The sequence below is a fragment of the Longibaculum muris genome, assembly GCF_004343035.1.
Lineage (GTDB): Bacteria > Bacillota_I > Bacilli_A > Erysipelotrichales > Coprobacillaceae > Longibaculum > Longibaculum muris.
This window is the reverse complement of record NZ_SMCQ01000003.1, coordinates 75,700-90,971: the sequence shown is the minus strand read 5'-3', so window position 1 is coordinate 90,971 and position 15,272 is coordinate 75,700. Positions and strand designations below refer to the sequence as shown.

The 15,272-nt window shown below is 30.6% G+C and carries 17 protein-coding genes; 15 read left to right on the top strand and 2 right to left on the bottom strand.

Going from position 1 to position 15,272, the window contains the following annotated elements; genetic code table 11:
* Positions 1-72: 72 nt before the first annotated feature.
* The 8 genes from EDD60_RS03765 to EDD60_RS03730 all read left to right on the top strand — a co-directional run bounded on the left by EDD60_RS03765 (position 73) and on the right by EDD60_RS03730 (position 6,240).
* Positions 73-1,284, top strand: a complete 1,212-nt coding sequence (locus tag EDD60_RS03765) for a metallophosphoesterase (RefSeq protein WP_066448944.1) — start codon at positions 73-75, stop codon at positions 1,282-1,284.
* A 78-nt stretch (positions 1,285-1,362) separates the two neighbouring features.
* Positions 1,363-2,208: an RNA polymerase sigma factor gene (locus EDD60_RS03760; RefSeq protein ID WP_066448942.1), complete on the top strand. Its 846-nt coding sequence runs from the start codon at positions 1,363-1,365 to the stop codon at positions 2,206-2,208.
* A 113-nt stretch (positions 2,209-2,321) separates the two neighbouring features.
* Positions 2,322-3,203: an ROK family protein gene (locus EDD60_RS03755; protein WP_066448939.1), complete on the top strand. Its 882-nt coding sequence runs from the start codon at positions 2,322-2,324 to the stop codon at positions 3,201-3,203.
* Between the two features lie 177 nt (positions 3,204-3,380).
* Positions 3,381-4,121 carry a helix-turn-helix domain-containing protein gene (locus EDD60_RS03750; protein WP_066448935.1) on the top strand — a complete coding sequence of 247 codons (741 nt, stop codon included), beginning with the start codon at positions 3,381-3,383 and terminating at the stop codon, positions 4,119-4,121.
* 71 nt (positions 4,122-4,192) lie between these two features.
* Positions 4,193-4,519 carry a PadR family transcriptional regulator gene (locus EDD60_RS03745; protein WP_066448931.1) on the top strand — a complete coding sequence of 109 codons (327 nt, stop codon included), beginning with the start codon at positions 4,193-4,195 and terminating at the stop codon, positions 4,517-4,519.
* Positions 4,512-5,252 carry a DUF1700 domain-containing protein gene (locus EDD60_RS03740; RefSeq protein ID WP_066448930.1) on the top strand — a complete coding sequence of 247 codons (741 nt, stop codon included), beginning with the start codon at positions 4,512-4,514 and terminating at the stop codon, positions 5,250-5,252. The genes EDD60_RS03745 and EDD60_RS03740 overlap by 8 nt, the downstream gene beginning before the upstream one ends.
* A gap of 1 nt (position 5,253) precedes the next feature.
* Complete coding sequence (locus tag EDD60_RS03735) at positions 5,254-6,042, top strand: DUF4097 family beta strand repeat-containing protein (protein ID WP_066448929.1); 789 nt, start codon at positions 5,254-5,256, stop codon at positions 6,040-6,042.
* A gap of 3 nt (positions 6,043-6,045) precedes the next feature.
* Positions 6,046-6,240: a PspC domain-containing protein gene (locus EDD60_RS03730; RefSeq protein WP_066448927.1), complete on the top strand. Its 195-nt coding sequence runs from the start codon at positions 6,046-6,048 to the stop codon at positions 6,238-6,240.
* A gap of 168 nt (positions 6,241-6,408) precedes the next feature.
* Here the strand turns inward: EDD60_RS03730 and EDD60_RS03725 are convergent, their stop codons facing one another.
* Together EDD60_RS03725 and pepT are read right to left on the bottom strand one after the other, a co-directional pair.
* Positions 6,409-7,305 carry a diacylglycerol/lipid kinase family protein gene (locus EDD60_RS03725; protein WP_066448925.1) on the bottom strand — a complete coding sequence of 299 codons (897 nt, stop codon included), beginning with the start codon at positions 7,303-7,305 and terminating at the stop codon, positions 6,409-6,411.
* 75 nt (positions 7,306-7,380) lie between these two features.
* Positions 7,381-8,616, bottom strand: a complete 1,236-nt coding sequence (gene pepT / locus EDD60_RS03720) for a peptidase T (protein ID WP_132226219.1) — start codon at positions 8,614-8,616, stop codon at positions 7,381-7,383.
* 117 nt (positions 8,617-8,733) lie between these two features.
* Between pepT and EDD60_RS03715 the strand changes: the two genes are divergently transcribed.
* From EDD60_RS03715 to EDD60_RS03685, 7 genes are all read left to right on the top strand, one after another.
* Positions 8,734-9,321 (top strand): ribonuclease H1 domain-containing protein, encoded by a 588-nt coding sequence (locus tag EDD60_RS03715; RefSeq protein WP_066448919.1) that lies wholly within the window; start codon positions 8,734-8,736, stop codon positions 9,319-9,321.
* A complete protein-coding gene (locus EDD60_RS03710; protein ID WP_066448916.1) occupies positions 9,318-10,223 on the top strand; it encodes an exonuclease domain-containing protein in 906 nt (301 codons plus the stop codon). Before EDD60_RS03715 ends, EDD60_RS03710 begins: the two co-directional genes overlap by 4 nt.
* A 97-nt stretch (positions 10,224-10,320) precedes the next feature.
* Positions 10,321-10,914, top strand: a complete 594-nt coding sequence (locus EDD60_RS03705) for a GNAT family N-acetyltransferase (RefSeq protein WP_066448913.1) — start codon at positions 10,321-10,323, stop codon at positions 10,912-10,914.
* Complete coding sequence (glf, locus tag EDD60_RS03700) at positions 10,911-12,071, top strand: UDP-galactopyranose mutase (protein WP_066448910.1); 1,161 nt, start codon at positions 10,911-10,913, stop codon at positions 12,069-12,071. Before EDD60_RS03705 ends, glf begins: the two co-directional genes overlap by 4 nt.
* 10 nt (positions 12,072-12,081) lie before the next feature.
* On the top strand, positions 12,082-13,098 hold the full coding sequence (locus EDD60_RS03695; protein ID WP_132226218.1) for a glycosyltransferase family 2 protein: 1,017 nt from the start codon (positions 12,082-12,084) through the stop codon (positions 13,096-13,098).
* Positions 13,098-13,784 (top strand): phosphatase PAP2 family protein, encoded by a 687-nt coding sequence (locus EDD60_RS03690; protein WP_066448906.1) that lies wholly within the window; start codon positions 13,098-13,100, stop codon positions 13,782-13,784. The genes EDD60_RS03695 and EDD60_RS03690 overlap by 1 nt, the downstream gene beginning before the upstream one ends.
* 41 nt (positions 13,785-13,825) lie before the next feature.
* Positions 13,826-15,250: an MATE family efflux transporter gene (locus EDD60_RS03685; protein ID WP_066448905.1), complete on the top strand. Its 1,425-nt coding sequence runs from the start codon at positions 13,826-13,828 to the stop codon at positions 15,248-15,250.
* The last annotated feature ends 22 nt before the right edge of the window (positions 15,251-15,272 follow it).

Sequence of the window (15,272 nt, the reverse complement as noted above, 5' to 3'; positions counted from 1 at the left end):
ATATCAAATGATTATATGTGAATGATTAGTAAATAAAAAGAAGATATGATAGAATAATAACAGGTGATGAAAATGAAGAAGTTAACGTATATTTTAATGAGTGCGGTTTTATTATGTGGTTGTGTGCATAAAACAATAACAAAAAATAATAAGGTAAAAATGATTGTTGCGAGTGATATACATTATTTTTTAAAAGATTATTATCAGGAGTGTTCATGGTTTGAAGAATCTTTATTATATGAAGATGGGAAAATGGTTACATATGCGGATGAGATTATTGATGAATTTATTGATGTGGTAAAAAAAGAAAAACCAGATATTGTTTTGTTAACTGGTGATTTATCTTTTAATGGGGAAAAGGGAAGTCATCAAGGTTTAGCAGATAAATTAATGAAAATCAAAGATGCTGGGATTACAGTTGCAGTTATACCTGGTAATCATGATGTTGATAATATATTTACTAAGGGGTATGGAAAAGATGATTATCTTAAAGTAGAGGCAACTACTGCGAAGGAATTTAGTGAAATATATGCGAAGTTAGGGTATGATCAAGCAATAACAAAACATGAGAAGTCATTAAGTTATCGTTTGGATTTAAATAAGCAATATTCATTATTGATGGTTGATTCAAATTCACATGAGTTAACGACAGGAACAAAGTTAGATACTGGAGGTCAAATCACAAAAGAAACATATGCTTGGATAGAAGAACAATTAAAAGATATAAATGAGGCAAATCAGATACCAATTATTGCAATGCATCATAATTTAGTGAATCATAATTCTTTATTAAATAATGGTTATACAGTTAAAGATTCTGAGCATTTGGTTGAACTCTTTAGTCAATATCATGTTCCTTTTGTTTTGAGTGGACATATTCATTGTCAAAATATTAAAGAAATAAATGGACTTTATGATATTGCTTCATCATCTTTATTAGATACACCACTTCAATATGGAATTGTTGAAATAGATCAAGCATCAATGCAATATCATACTGAGTCATTAAAGATATCTGTATCTTCTGATGATTATTTTGATCAAGTTTCAAGAAATCGTTTTGAAGAAGAAGTCGAATCAAAAGATATTTTAGATTTACTTGTGAAAGCCAATCGTTATTATTTTACTGGGAATATCAGTGAACATATTGATGAACTAAAAGCAATGAAAGGATATCGTTTATTGATGAATTCAGATAATAAAAAAATGAAATTTCATCAGCAATATTTAAATAGTTTATTAGAAGAAAAGAAAACATCTCAAAAGCTTTCTATTAAATTTTAAGGACGAATTGTTAAATTATCCTCTTTTTGTTGTCACAAAATGGATAAAAGAGAGTCTAATAAATAGGAGGAAAAATAAATGAGAAAAGAAGAACTAGATATTTTTATTAAACAAGCAGTAGAAGGGGATAAGATAGCTTTAGAGAAGGTGTTAATGGAGGTTAATGATTTTGTTTTTAATCTTTCTTTGCGTATGTTAGGGAATATAAGTGATGCTCAGGATGCGACCCAAGATATTTTAATGAAGATTATGATGAAATTATCAACTTTTCAAAATCAATCACATTTTCATACTTGGGTATATCGTCTTGCAAGTCATTATTTAATTGATTATAAAAAATCAATGTTTGCTAAGCATCCACTTAACTTTGAGTTTTATGCTAATGATATTCAGGCGGGATATATTGATTCCCCAGAAGAACTTATTGGTCTCAATAAAGAAGTTTTAGCTAAAGAATTGAAACTTTCATGTACAAATGTTATGTTACAATGTTTAGATCCAATGAGTCGATGTGTCTTTATTTTAGGAACAATGTTTAAAATAAACAGTCAATTAGCTAGTGAAATCCTAGATATCAGTGCTCAAAATTATCGTCAGATTTTATCACGCTCACGTAAGAAGATGCGTCAATTTTTAAGTGAATATTGTGGTTTAAGTGGTAGTGGCTGTTGTCAATGTGAACGTCGTCTTTGTTATGCAATGAAACAGCATAGGTTAGATCCAAGTCATTTAGAATATTTGACACTTCAACAATTAGATGAATCATTATTAGAAGAATATTTAGAAACAATGGAGAGATTTGATGATGAAATGAATGTGTTTGAACAACTACCACAATATCAATCACAAACTGATATTAAAGAATTTATTTTTCATATTGTTCATTCAGCTCATATGAAGAAAATGATGGAGAAAGAGTTTTAATAATAAATCAATTTCTATTTCTATGTATATTATTATTTTTTGAAAAGGACTTTTTATTTATAGATAGACATGATAAAATAGGAGTCAAGATAATAAAGGAGGAGAAAGAGGAAATGAGATTAGGAGCTATTGAAGCAGGAGGAACTAAATTTGTTGTAGCGATTGGGGATGAAAATGGAAATATTATTGAAAGAGATGCTTTTCCAACAACAACACCTGATGAAACAGTCGCTAATATTTTTAAATTCTTTGATGGTAAGGATATTGAAGCTTTAGGATTAGGATGTTTTGGACCAATTGATCCAGATTTAAATAGTCCTACATATGGTTATATTACAACAACACCAAAACAAGGATGGACTAATTATAATATTGTTGGTGCTATTCAAGAACATTATCCAGATTTACCAATTGGATTTGATACTGATGTTAATGGGGCAGCTTTAGGTGAAGCATATTTTGGAGCAGCTCAAGGTTTAGATAGTGCATTATATTTAACAATTGGAACTGGTATTGGTGGAGGAGCAATTGTAGAAGGAAATCTTGTACATGGATTGCTTCATCCAGAAATGGGACATATGATGTTAATCACAAGAGAAGATGACCATTATGCTGGTAAATGTCAATATCATGGAACTTGCTTTGAAGGTTTAGCTGCAGGTCCTGCAATTGAAGCAAGATGGGGAGTTAAAGGTAGTGAATTAGCTGAAGATCATCCAGCATGGGATTTAGAAGCTTGGTATATTGCTCAAGCATTAGCTATTTATATTTTAACAATTTCACCAAAGAAAATTATCTTAGGTGGAGGTGTTATGCATCAAAAACAACTATTCCCTATGATTCATAAATATCTTCAAGAAAGATTAAATGGATATATTCAAAAAGAAGAAATTACAACTGATAAAATTAAAGACTATGTTGTTTATCCTGGTTTAGGAGATAATGCTGGTGTTTGTGGTGCTTTAGCACTTGCAAAAATGGCAAAACAAAGATAAGGGAGAAAATCCCTTTTTCTTTTTATAATTTTGTTATTTCCTAGGAAATAACAAAAAAAGAATGATAAAAATGTCTGTTTTTAAAGAATGCAACCAATAGTTTCCATGTTTCAACCTAAAATATATAGTAAAAACATGCAATAGTTTCATATAATAAGTTTGTAGGAGGAACATAAAATGAATATAGAAATTGCCAATAAATTATTACAATTAAGAAAAGAAAAAGGTTTATCACAAGAAGCATTAGCACAGGAATTAGGAATTAGTCGACAAGCTGTGAGTAAATGGGAAAGAGCTGAGGCATCACCTGATACAGATAATCTTATAGAATTAGCTAAACTTTATGATATATCATTAGATGAATTGTTGTTGCATGAACCAACAACAAAAGAAGAAAAGCCGGAATCTCAAGAGGATGAACAACCAGAAAAATATGTGCATATTGGAATGGATGGAATACATGTTAAAGAAAATACTGGTGATGAAGTTCATGTTTCATGGAAAGGTATTCATGTTCATGAAAAGGGTGGAGATAAAGTTGATATTGATGAAGATGGTGTTTATATTAATGGAAAAAAACGTGAAAAGAAAGATTGGGATGATTTTAAATATGAACATCGTTATGAGTTTCCTTTTGGAACAATTGTCTTTTTAGGATATTTAATTTATGTCGTTATGACCGGACAATGGCATCCCACATGGATTATATTATTTATAATTCCTCTATTTAGTTCACTAGCAAGTGCTATTCGTAAAAGAAAGTTATCACATTTTGCTTATCCTGTTTTGGCTTTAATGATTTTTCTTTGGTATGGCTTTACCCAGTATTTGTGGCATCCAGCTTGGATTATCTTTTTAACTGTGCCTTGTTATTATGCAATTGCACATTATATAGATCATCGAAAAAACTTCTCATGAAGTTTTTTTATTTATATGTTGACATACAATATTATATGACGTATAGTATTATATGAAAAGAAGGTGATTGAATGATATTTAATACAGGGGCAGCATTATTGGATGCAATTGTGTTATCAGTTGTCTCAAGAGATAAAGAGGGAACATATGGTTATAAAATTACTCAGGATGTTCAAGCTGTTATAAGTGTCAGTGAATCAACGCTCTATCCAGTTTTAAGACGATTATTAAAAGATGGATGTTTAGAGAGTTATGATAAAGAGTTTCAAGGTAGAAATCGTCGTTATTATAAGATAACGAATACGGGTATTGTTCAATTGAATATGTATAAACGTGAATGGTATGAATATACATTGAAGATTAATAAATTATTTGATGGGGGATATCAAAATGACTAGAAAAGAATTTATGAAGGAATTGGAGTTTTTACTGCAGGATATTAGTGATGAAGAACGCGAAGAAGCTTTAGCGTTTTATGAAAACTATTTTGATGAAGCAGGAAGTATGAATGAAAGTCAAGTGATTGAAGAATTAGATAGTCCAGCACGTGTTGCAGCGATTATCAAGGATGGTTTAAAAGGTCATTTTGATGAACATATTTATGCTGGTAATGAAGGATTTTCTAATGATCAATATACGCAAAATTATGAAGTGATTGATGTTGATGATAAGAAAGCGAAAAAATCAAAGAAAGAGAAAAAGCAGGAGAGTCAAATGCATAATCGATGGAATGAAATGGATTCAAGAGATCGTTTGATTTTAATTGTTTTAGCTTTGCTTGCATGTGTACCATTTTCATTTTCTATTTTTCATGTGATTGGTGGTATTTTTGGGGGATTATTTGGTGTTGGTTTTTCGATTATTACTTTATTCTTTTGTTTGATTTTTGGATTTTGGATTATTACCTTTATTTTCTATATTGCATCCGTTGTTATGATTGTGGTAGGAATTGCAAATATCTTTGTTTTACCAGGAGCGGGTTTTATATGTATTGGTATTGGATTTGTTTTAATGGCATTAGGAAGTATTTTTGGGAAAGTTGCAGCATGGTTTTTTAAGGATTGTATTCCTACAATAATCAATGCGATTGCAGATGGGCTTGGAAAAATATTCCACCCAAGGGGTGTCTAATATGAAAACAATATATAAGGTTTTGATTTGTTTGGGTTTAGGGATTTGTTTTATTATTGGTGGAATGAGTTTAAATGGAATTAATGAGATGAATGAAATGACTGGATTAAGTTTTTTCCATTGGCAATGGCATTCTAAAGAAATTGGAGATAGACATTTTGAATCAAATGAATCTGTGAATGAATTAAAAGTAGAATTATATAAAGCGCAAATAGAATTTCATGAAAGTCATGATTTAAATCATGTTGTTGTTGATGCAAAACAAATTTATAGTGGATTTGAAGTTTATCAAGATCAGAATCGCCTGGTTATTAAACAGCCACATTATTGGTTTGATTGGGGAAGTCGAGATAAATCTATTATTGATGTTTATGTTCCTGCGCATCACCAATTTGATTATGCTAAGGTTGAAACAAATGCTGGTAATGTTAAAGTTATTAATTTAAGTGCTGATTCAATTAAACTTGCAACAGCAGCTGGAAATTTAAGAGTTCATGGTCTTAATGCTCAAGATTTAAAAACTGATACAGGAATGGGACAGACATATATTGATAATCTTTCAATTCATGAGAAATTAAAAGTTGACGTTGGCATGGGAAATGCTAAAATAGTATTAAATGGTAAAGAAGAAGATTACCATTATGATGTTGATGTTGGTTTAGGAAATGCGAAAATAGGCAGTCAGCGTTTTTCAGGAATTGCTGATAGAGAGTCAATGCATTCAACTCATCAAAAAGAAATAAAAGTTGATGTTGGTTTTGGCAATGTTGAAATAGAAATGGAGGAATAGATAATGAATAGTAAAAGATTATATAGATCTAGACGAGATGTTATGATTTGTGGTGTTTGTGGAGGTATTGCTGAATATTTTGATATTGATCCAACGATTGTGAGATTAATTGCAGTGGTATTAATCTTTGGTTGGGGTTCTGGATTATTAGCTTATCTTGTAGGAGCAATTATTATTCCTAAAAATCCTTATCAATAAAATATGTGAGACAGAAATGATTCTGTCTTTTTTTTGTTTAAAAATGAAAAGAAGGGAATCAAGATTGGAAGAAAACATATCATAGGAAATGAGATATAAGCCAAAAATCTTGTTTGTAAAATTGATCATCAATAAAAAAGCTGTAACGATTTAAAATCGTTGCAGCTTTTAATAATGCGGAATAATAATATTTAAGGCATGCTTTGCCACTGTGACATGGATAGGAAAAGTTGTTCCTTCTTCTCCATCAACATCATAAATAATATCCTTATCACATTCAATCGTCATTTCTTTAGCTTGAATATAGCGAATGAATGGACTTTTTTCATGCGCATTTAATTTATAATCTTTAAATAGAGATATCATATCTGTAGCAGAACATTTTTTTATAATCAATAAATCTAGTTGTCCATCTTGAATCGAAGCATGTGGTGTTATATCTTTAAAACCACCAACTTGGGATGTGTTTGTAATCATGAATAAACGAGCATCTTCCTCAAATTCTTCATTTTCAGTTTTCACTTTTAAATGTAATGAAGTATGAAGTTGAGTCGGGAGCTGTCTTATTCCATTGACATAATAAGCTAATGGACCAAATCTTTCTTTATCAGTTTTAGAAACTTGAAAGCTAATATCGCTAAACATTCCCCCAGCAATCACATTCGCAAAATATCCATTATTCACTTTACCAACATCTACTTTCATTGTATGGAAGTCTTTGAGCATTTGAATAAATTGACGTGATGTACTTGGCAAAGATAGATGATTAGCAAAGTCATTAACCGTTCCTCCTGGCAATATCGCAAGCGGTATTTCTAAATTTTTTTCAATCATTCCACTAATGATTTCATTAACCGTTCCATCGCCACCAACACTAACAATAAAATCATAATCACTAGGATTTAAAGTAAGACATTGCTGATAAGCATCATTTTTCTTTTGGGTATAGAACACATCAACATGATTAACAATTTGTTGAAGAACCATTTGACCAATAATTTTATCAAGTCTCTTTTGAATTGTCTTTGTTCCTGAACTTGGATTAACAATAAACAAACATCGCATACAGTTCACCTCTTTGTCTTATTTTATCATAATATGAATAAAAAACATAGAAAAAGAGATGTCACCATCTCTTTGTTAGAAAGGAATATCTTGTTTTTCGTAAACATTATTTCTAATTAATCTTAATAATAACTCTACACCTTTTTTCATCATCGTAATTGAAACAAATTCATATGGACCATGACAATAGAAACCACCCGTTCCAAGATTAGGACAAGGTAATCCTTGATAAGAAAGTCGAGCACCATCTGTTCCTCCACGAATTGGCACTATTGTTGGATGGAGACCAACATCTTGCATAGCTATTTCTACTTGTTCAACAATTTCAGGATAATCTTTTAAGACATCTTTCATATTTAAATATTGTTCATGAATGGTTACATCAACCAGTTCATAACCATAAAGACTATTTAAATAAGCTTGAATACGTTTAAAATCATTAATTTGATTTTTTAATTTTAAATAATCATGATTTCTGACAATATATTCTAAACGTGTTTTTTCACAAGTTCCCTGCATATGATTCAAATGATGAAATCCTTCATAACCTTCAGTAAATTCAGGTCTTTGTTGAATTGGTAAAAGTTGATTAAAAGTTTGAGCAACTTCTAAAGAATTAATCATTTTGTTTTTAGCACTACCAGGATGAATAGATTTACCAGTAATTTCTACAAGCACTTGATAAGCATTAAAGTTTTCAAAATAAAATTCATTGATATCTCCACCATCAATTGTATAAGCATAATCGGCGTGAAATGTTTCAATATCAAAATGTTCTGTTCCTCGTCCAACTTCTTCATCTGGGGTAAAAGCAATTTGAATATCATTATGTTTAAATTCAGGATGTTTGAACATATATTCAGCCATACTCATGATAATCGCAATACCAGCTTTATCATCAGCACCTAATAATGTTGTCCCATCAGTTGTAATAAGATCATGACCAATGACTTTTTGTAAATCCGTAAATTCTTGAGGATCTAAGATAAAATCATCATGTAAAGTGATCCGTTTACCATCATAATCTCTGATGACTTGAGGATGAATGTTTTCCCCACTGGCATCAGGTGATGTATCCATATGGGCAATAAAACCAATCACATCTCCTTGATGATCATTATTAGATGGAATTGTACCATAAACAACCCCATATTCACTCATATGTACATTGACCAACCCTAAAATACGCATTTCTTCAACTAAAAATTCAGCGAGTTCTTTTTGACAAGCAGTTGAAGGTGTTGTTGTGGAATAATAATCAGATTGGGTATTAAAACTTATATATTTTAAAAATCTATTTTCTATTTTCATAATGTAACTTCCTTTCCACATTATTATATCAATAATTCAAAATCATCACAATATAATTGTATTTATACTAGCCAAATGACCGATTTCTTATTATAATGGTCAATGGAGGTTTTAAAGATGAGTAAATTTTATGCCGTAAAACAAGGGAGACAAACGGGAATATTTTCTTCCTGGAAGGAATGTGAAGCACAAGTCAAAGGATTTAAAGGAGCTATTTATAAATCATTTGCATCAAAAGAAGAAGCTTTAACTTTTTTAGATGAATCACCAGTTGTTTCATCAGCTGATGGGTTAATTGCTTATGTAGATGGTAGCTATAATATCAAAACCAAAGAATATGGATATGGCTGTGTTTTATTGGAAGGACAAAATGTTATAGCAAAATATAATGGTAAAGGTCATCACTTGGCTTATGTTTCTATGCGTAATGTAGCTGGTGAGATTGCTGGGGCAAGATGTGCTATTGATTATGCAATTGAACATCACTATCCAATGATTTGTATTTACTATGATTATGAAGGAATTGAAAAGTGGGCAAATAAGATGTGGAAAGCTAATAAAGAAGGAACAATTGCTTATCAAAAGTTTATTGAAGAAGCACGTCAACATATTGATATTGTTTTTATCAAAGTATTAGCACATAGTGGTGATTTCTATAATGAAATGGCTGATGGATTAGCTAAGAAGGCAGTGGGGATTCAATGAAAGAAAGAATAACAGTTTTTGATATTGAGGTTTTAAATCAAGATCCTGCAAGTATTTGTGCAATTGGGATTGTTGAACTCATTGATGGAGAAATTACTTCCACTTATTATTCACTTATTAAACCTAAAAATTTAAGTTATGATGCTTATCGCTATAAAGTTCATCAAATTAAACCAAAATCACTTTATAAAGAAAAAACATTTAGTGAAGTTTGGCAGGAAATTCATCATTATTTTGAAGAATCAATTGTTGTTTCACATGATATTCAAGGTGATATGATGAATTTAAGAGCGGCTTTTAAACAAAATCGTATTCCTTATCCTCATCTTTATATGTCATGTACCAATGTTTTAGCTCATTTGGTTTATCCTCATTTACATAAATATAATGTTAAAGAGTTATCATTAATGATTGGTTTTAATTTTCAAGCTCATCAAGCTTTAGATGATGCTAAAGCATGTGCGCAGATTTTAATTGAAATGTTAAAGCATGAAGATTGTTCCACAATAACCGCTTTACATCAAAAATTTCGTTTAGAATTTGGGGAAATGAAAGAAAACTATTATCGTAATATTATTTCTGCAGAAGTTGCTCCTCAATTATTAGAAATGAATGAACGAACTGATTCTTTATTGTATCATCAATCTGTTTGTTTTACTGGAAAGCTTTCGATGCCAAAAGAAATCTTAGAAGAAAAAACCAAACAAATGAGTGGCTTACCATCACATCAGGTGAGTACACAAACAAATTATTTAGTGATTGGTAAAGAAGGTTATCATAAAGTTCGTTTTGGTAAAGAAAATAAAAAAGTGAAAAAAGCATTACAGTTAATGAAACAAGGACAGGATTTAAAAATTATTCATGAAAATGAATATCTTAAATTATTAGAAACAAAAAGATAAAATTTGTTTCTTTTTTCTTTAGAAAATCTTTTGAATGGTTTCATTGCACCACGGTAGGAATTGAGGTATAATTGAGAAGATTTGAGGAGGGGAATCAATGGAAGTACGAGTGGCCTCAATACAAGATGCAGAAGCTATTTTAGCGATTTATGCACCTTATGTTGAAAAAACAAATATAACTTTTGAATATGATGTTCCTAGTCTTGCACAAATGCAAAGACGCATCATGACAACTTTAGAAAAATATCCTTATTTGGTATTAATAGATCAAGGCAAGCTTGTTGGTTATGCTTATGCTGGCTCTTTTGCTAGTCGTCAGGCATATGATTGGGATTGTGAGCTTTCTATCTATGTTGATAGTCATACCCATGGACGCAGTTATGGGCAAATACTTTATCAACATTTAATAGCTATTTTAAAAATGATGAATATTCAAAATGTTTATGCTTGTATTACACATCCTAATGAAAAAAGTGAGAGATTTCATGAATTGCAAGGTTTTTCATATGTTGGATGTTTTCATGCCTGTGGTTATAAGTTTAATCAATGGCATGATATGGTATGGATGGAAAAACACATTGGGAATTCAAATATGGTTTTACCAGTTATCCCTTTTTCTAAGATTCCATCAATACAAATTGAATCGACTTTACAAAATGAGTATGTTCAAAGCAAGAAGATTATGATATGATAGACGATAGAGGTGAGAATGTGGATACTTTAATTATTGGAAGTGGTTTTGCGGGAGCTACAGTTGCTCGAATTTTAGCTGAACGTGGGGAAAAAGTGAAAATCATAGAGAAACGTCCTCATATTGGCGGAAACTGTTATGATGAATATGATGAATATGGTATTTTAGTTCATAAGTATGGACCACATATTTTTCATACAAATGATCAAGATGTTTTTGAGTTTTTATCACGTTTTACTTCATGGTATGATTATCAACATGAAGTTGTTGGAAATGTCTATGGAAAGATTATTCCTATTCCGTTTAACTTAAATACTTTAATGATTGTTTTTGGTGAAGAAAAAGGACAAGCATTAAAACAAGAATTAATTGATACATATGGTGAAAATGCAAGGGTTCCTATTTTAGAGTTACAAAAGAGTTCATCACAAGGAATTCAAGAAGTTGCTCAATATGTTTATGAGAATATTTTCTTGAAATATACAATGAAACAATGGAATCAAAAACCAGAAGAAGTTGATCAAAGTGTCACAGCTCGTGTGCCTGTCTTAATTTCTTATGATAATCGTTATTTTCAAGATAAGTATCAAGGAATGCCTAAGGATGGTTATACAAAGTTATTCGAAAGAATGTTAGATCATGAAAATATTGATATAGAATTATCTAAAGATGCGAAGGAAGATTTAACTTTTGATTTTGAAAATCATAAAATTTATTATCTGAATCAAGAGTTTAAAGGAAAGATTATTTTTACAGGAGCAATTGATGAGTTTTTTGATAATCGTTTAGGTCAATTGCCATATCGTTCTTTACGTTTTGATTTTGAACATTATCCACAAGATTATTATCAATCTAAAGGGGTTGTTAATTATACTGTGAGTGAGGATTATACGCGTATTACTGAGTTTAAATATCTAACTGGACAACTTTGTCAAGGAACGACAATTATTAAAGAATATCCTGAAGTTTATAAGGATAATCGTCAAGTTCCTTATTATGCGATTTTAAATCCAGAAAACATTATGATGCATCAAAAGTATGTAGATTTAATGAAACCATTTGAAAATTTCTATTTATTAGGAAGATTAGCTCAATATAAATATTATAATATAGATGGTATTGTAAAAGCTGCCATTGATTTAACAAAACAGTTTTAGGAGGAAAACTATGAAATATTTAAGTGTTGCGATTCCGTGTTATAATTCACAGGAATATATGGCTAAAGCCATTGAATCATGTTTAATTCTTAAAGATGATGTGGAGATTATTATTGTTGATGATGGATTTAAAGATAATACAGCTCAAATTGGTGATGAGTATGTTAAACAATATCCAGATACAATTAAATGTATTCATCAAGAAAATGGTGGACATGGTCAAGCTGTGAATACTGGTTTAAAAAATGCGACAGGACTTTATTTTAAGGTTTTGGATAGTGATGATTGGTTTGATCAATCAGCTTTAGTGAAGGTTATTGAAACAATTAAACAACTACATCAAAAAGCTGATGATGTTGATATGTTAATTGCAAACTATGTGTATGAAAAACCTAGTGAAAATAAATCGAGTGTCATTAGATATACAAATGCATTACCACAAAATAGAACATTTAGATGGTACGATGTTAAACATTTCTATCCACAACAAAATTTATTGATGCATAGTGTGATTTATCGTACGCAATTGTTAAGAAATTGTAATTTACAATTACCTCAACATACTTTCTATGTTGATAATTTATTTGTTTATCAACCATTACCTTTTGTCAGTACACTTTATTATTTAAATGTTGATTTATATCGTTATTTTATTGGTAGAGAAGATCAGTCAGTCAATGAGAAAGTAATGATTTCACGTATTGATCAACAAATTAAAGTCAATAAGATGATGATAGATTGTTGTGATGTGATGCAGTTAAAAAGTCGTAAGTTACGTAATTATATGGTGAAGTATTTAACTATGATTACAACTGTTTCTACCGTTTTATTAATTAAGTCTGGAACTGAAGAACATTTACAAAAGAAGAATGAATTATGGGCATATTTGAAACAAAAGAATCCTGAATTATATAAAGCAGTGAAACATACAACACTAGGAACTTTTATGGAAATGGATAGCATTGCTGGTAAGAAGATTATTACTTTAGGTTATTCAATTTCACAAAAGTTATTTGGGTTTAATTAATGAAGAAGTGGTTATCTGAATATAAACATGCATGGGTATTTCTTTATTTTGTAATCTATTTACCTTGGTATTTTGGATTACAGCAAAGAGGAAATATGGGATTCCATGATGTTTATACATCAATCGATCATGCTTTACCTTTTGTTTCATGGTTTATTTATCCTTATGTCTATTGGTTCTTATTTGTTGCTGGAACAATCGCTTATTTGTTTTTTACTCATAAGAAGGATTTCTATAGATGTGTCGCATTCTTATTTATAGGAATGACAGTTTGTTTGATTGTTTTTACCGTTTATCCAACAAGCTTTGATCATCGTCCTGAAGTCATTCAGGGAAGTCCCCTTGCAACATTTTTAGTGAACTTTATTTATACAGCTGATAAGAGTCAGAATGTTTTTCCAAGTATTCATGTCTTTAATTCAATTGGCTGTGCGATTGCTTTAATCAAATGCAATGATTTTAAGCATTCAAAAGGAATGATAACATTTGCCAGTGTATCAGCTATTATGATTACACTTTCAACAATGTTTATTAAACAACATTCAATTTTAGATGCTATTTCAGCATGCGTTTTAGCAATTATTCTTTATATTCTTATTTATAAATTAGATGTCTTTAAAATTGAAGAAAGAGTGGATGATCAAAATCCTCGTCTTTTCAAAAATCTAAGCAAAATAAGCAGGTAATATGTTGCCTGCTTTCTTTATGTATGATAGGAGGTTATATCATGGCAACGAATAATCGTTTGGCACATGAAAAAATTATTAAATTACTTTTCTCTTTAGCAATTCCATCAATTATTGCTCAACTTGTAAATATTCTCTATAACATTGTTGATCGTATTTATATTGGACAAATGGCAAATGGAACAATTGCGATGGCTGCTTTATCAGTAACTCTACCCATTGTTACTTTTGTGAGTGCTTTTACACAACTTGTAGGGGTGGGTGGAGCACCACTTTGTGCTATTCGTTTGGGGGAACAAAGAAAAGATAAAGCTGAAGAAATTATGACAAATAGTTTTGTTTTATTAATTATTTGTGGTTTGGTTTTAACATTATTGATTCTTTTCTTTAATCGTCCATTATTGTTGTTATTTGGGGCAAATGAGGAGACCTTGGCACCAGCTATTTCATATATTAGTATATATGCATTAGGAACAATTTTTGTGCATATTACGCTAGGTATGAATGCTTATATTAATACCCAAGGTTTTGCTAAGATTGGAATGTATACAGTTGTGATTGGAGCAATTATTAATATTGTTTTAGATCCACTTTTCATTTTTGTTTTTAATATGGGAGTTGCTGGAGCTGCTTTAGCAACGATTATTGCTCAAGGAGTTTCAGCCATTTGGGTGCTTATTTTCCTGTTTGGTCAAAAAAGTATTATTAAAATTAAAAAAGAATATCTCATCCCGCGTTTAAAGATTGTTTTGGCAATTATGTCATTAGGTATTTCACCTTTTGTACAAACAGCAACAGAAAGTTTGTTACAAATATCATTCAATAATCAATTATTGATGTATGGAGGGACTATGGCAGTCGCAACGATGGCTATCTTGATGAGTATTTGGCAGTTTATTACCTTGCCATTACTAGGTTTATGTCAAGGGGCACAACCAATTCTAAGTTATAACTATGGTGCAAGAAATTATACGCGTGTAAGAGAAACCTTTCATTTGATGTTTAAGCTTTGCCTTGGCTTTGCTATGGGAGCGTGTATTTTGGTGATTATCTTTTCTTCATTCTTTGTATCTATTTTTACAAAAGATGCACCAACTATTCATTTTTCATCATGGGCATTGCGTGTCTTTTTAATTGGTGCTGGTATGTTTGGGGCACAAACAGCCTGTCAACAAGCCTTTATGGCATTAGGACAAGCTAAAGTTTCTGTTTGGATGGCCATAACAAGAAAAATTATATTGCTGATTCCTTTTATTTATATTTTTCCATATTTGTTAGGAGAAACAAGTTTTGCCTTTCATATGTCAACTTCCATTGCTTCAATGGTTTATGATGCACCACGAGTTTTTGCGGTATTATTTGCTGAACCTGTTTCTGATATCTTAGCAGCGTGTATCACAACTTCAATGTTTATTCGCTTTTATCGTAAGGCATTAAAGCGTCCAGATGATATTATTGAAGAATAAAAAAATTATTACTTAAATTGTT

Excerpts from the sequence above, each read along its gene's own strand:
- EDD60_RS03765 (WP_066448944.1), top strand. The coding sequence starts at position 73 with ATGAAGAAGTTAACGTATATTTTAATGAGTGCGGTTTTATTATGTGGT.
- EDD60_RS03760 (WP_066448942.1), top strand. The coding sequence starts at position 1,363 with ATGAGAAAAGAAGAACTAGATATTTTTATTAAACAAGCAGTAGAAGGG.
- EDD60_RS03755 (WP_066448939.1), top strand. The coding sequence starts at position 2,322 with ATGAGATTAGGAGCTATTGAAGCAGGAGGAACTAAATTTGTTGTAGCG.
- EDD60_RS03750 (WP_066448935.1), top strand. The coding sequence starts at position 3,381 with ATGAATATAGAAATTGCCAATAAATTATTACAATTAAGAAAAGAAAAA.
- EDD60_RS03745 (WP_066448931.1), top strand. The coding sequence starts at position 4,193 with ATGATATTTAATACAGGGGCAGCATTATTGGATGCAATTGTGTTATCA.
- EDD60_RS03740 (WP_066448930.1), top strand. The coding sequence starts at position 4,512 with ATGACTAGAAAAGAATTTATGAAGGAATTGGAGTTTTTACTGCAGGAT.
- EDD60_RS03735 (WP_066448929.1), top strand. The coding sequence starts at position 5,254 with ATGAAAACAATATATAAGGTTTTGATTTGTTTGGGTTTAGGGATTTGT.
- EDD60_RS03730 (WP_066448927.1), top strand. The coding sequence starts at position 6,046 with ATGAATAGTAAAAGATTATATAGATCTAGACGAGATGTTATGATTTGT.
- EDD60_RS03725 (WP_066448925.1), bottom strand. The coding sequence starts at position 7,305 with ATGCGATGTTTGTTTATTGTTAATCCAAGTTCAGGAACAAAGACAATT.
- pepT (WP_132226219.1), bottom strand. The coding sequence starts at position 8,616 with ATGAAAATAGAAAATAGATTTTTAAAATATATAAGTTTTAATACCCAA.
- EDD60_RS03715 (WP_066448919.1), top strand. The coding sequence starts at position 8,734 with ATGAGTAAATTTTATGCCGTAAAACAAGGGAGACAAACGGGAATATTT.
- EDD60_RS03710 (WP_066448916.1), top strand. The coding sequence starts at position 9,318 with ATGAAAGAAAGAATAACAGTTTTTGATATTGAGGTTTTAAATCAAGAT.
- EDD60_RS03705 (WP_066448913.1), top strand. The coding sequence starts at position 10,321 with ATGGAAGTACGAGTGGCCTCAATACAAGATGCAGAAGCTATTTTAGCG.
- glf (WP_066448910.1), top strand. The coding sequence starts at position 10,911 with ATGATAGACGATAGAGGTGAGAATGTGGATACTTTAATTATTGGAAGT.
- EDD60_RS03695 (WP_132226218.1), top strand. The coding sequence starts at position 12,082 with ATGAAATATTTAAGTGTTGCGATTCCGTGTTATAATTCACAGGAATAT.
- EDD60_RS03690 (WP_066448906.1), top strand. The coding sequence starts at position 13,098 with ATGAAGAAGTGGTTATCTGAATATAAACATGCATGGGTATTTCTTTAT.
- EDD60_RS03685 (WP_066448905.1), top strand. The coding sequence starts at position 13,826 with ATGGCAACGAATAATCGTTTGGCACATGAAAAAATTATTAAATTACTT.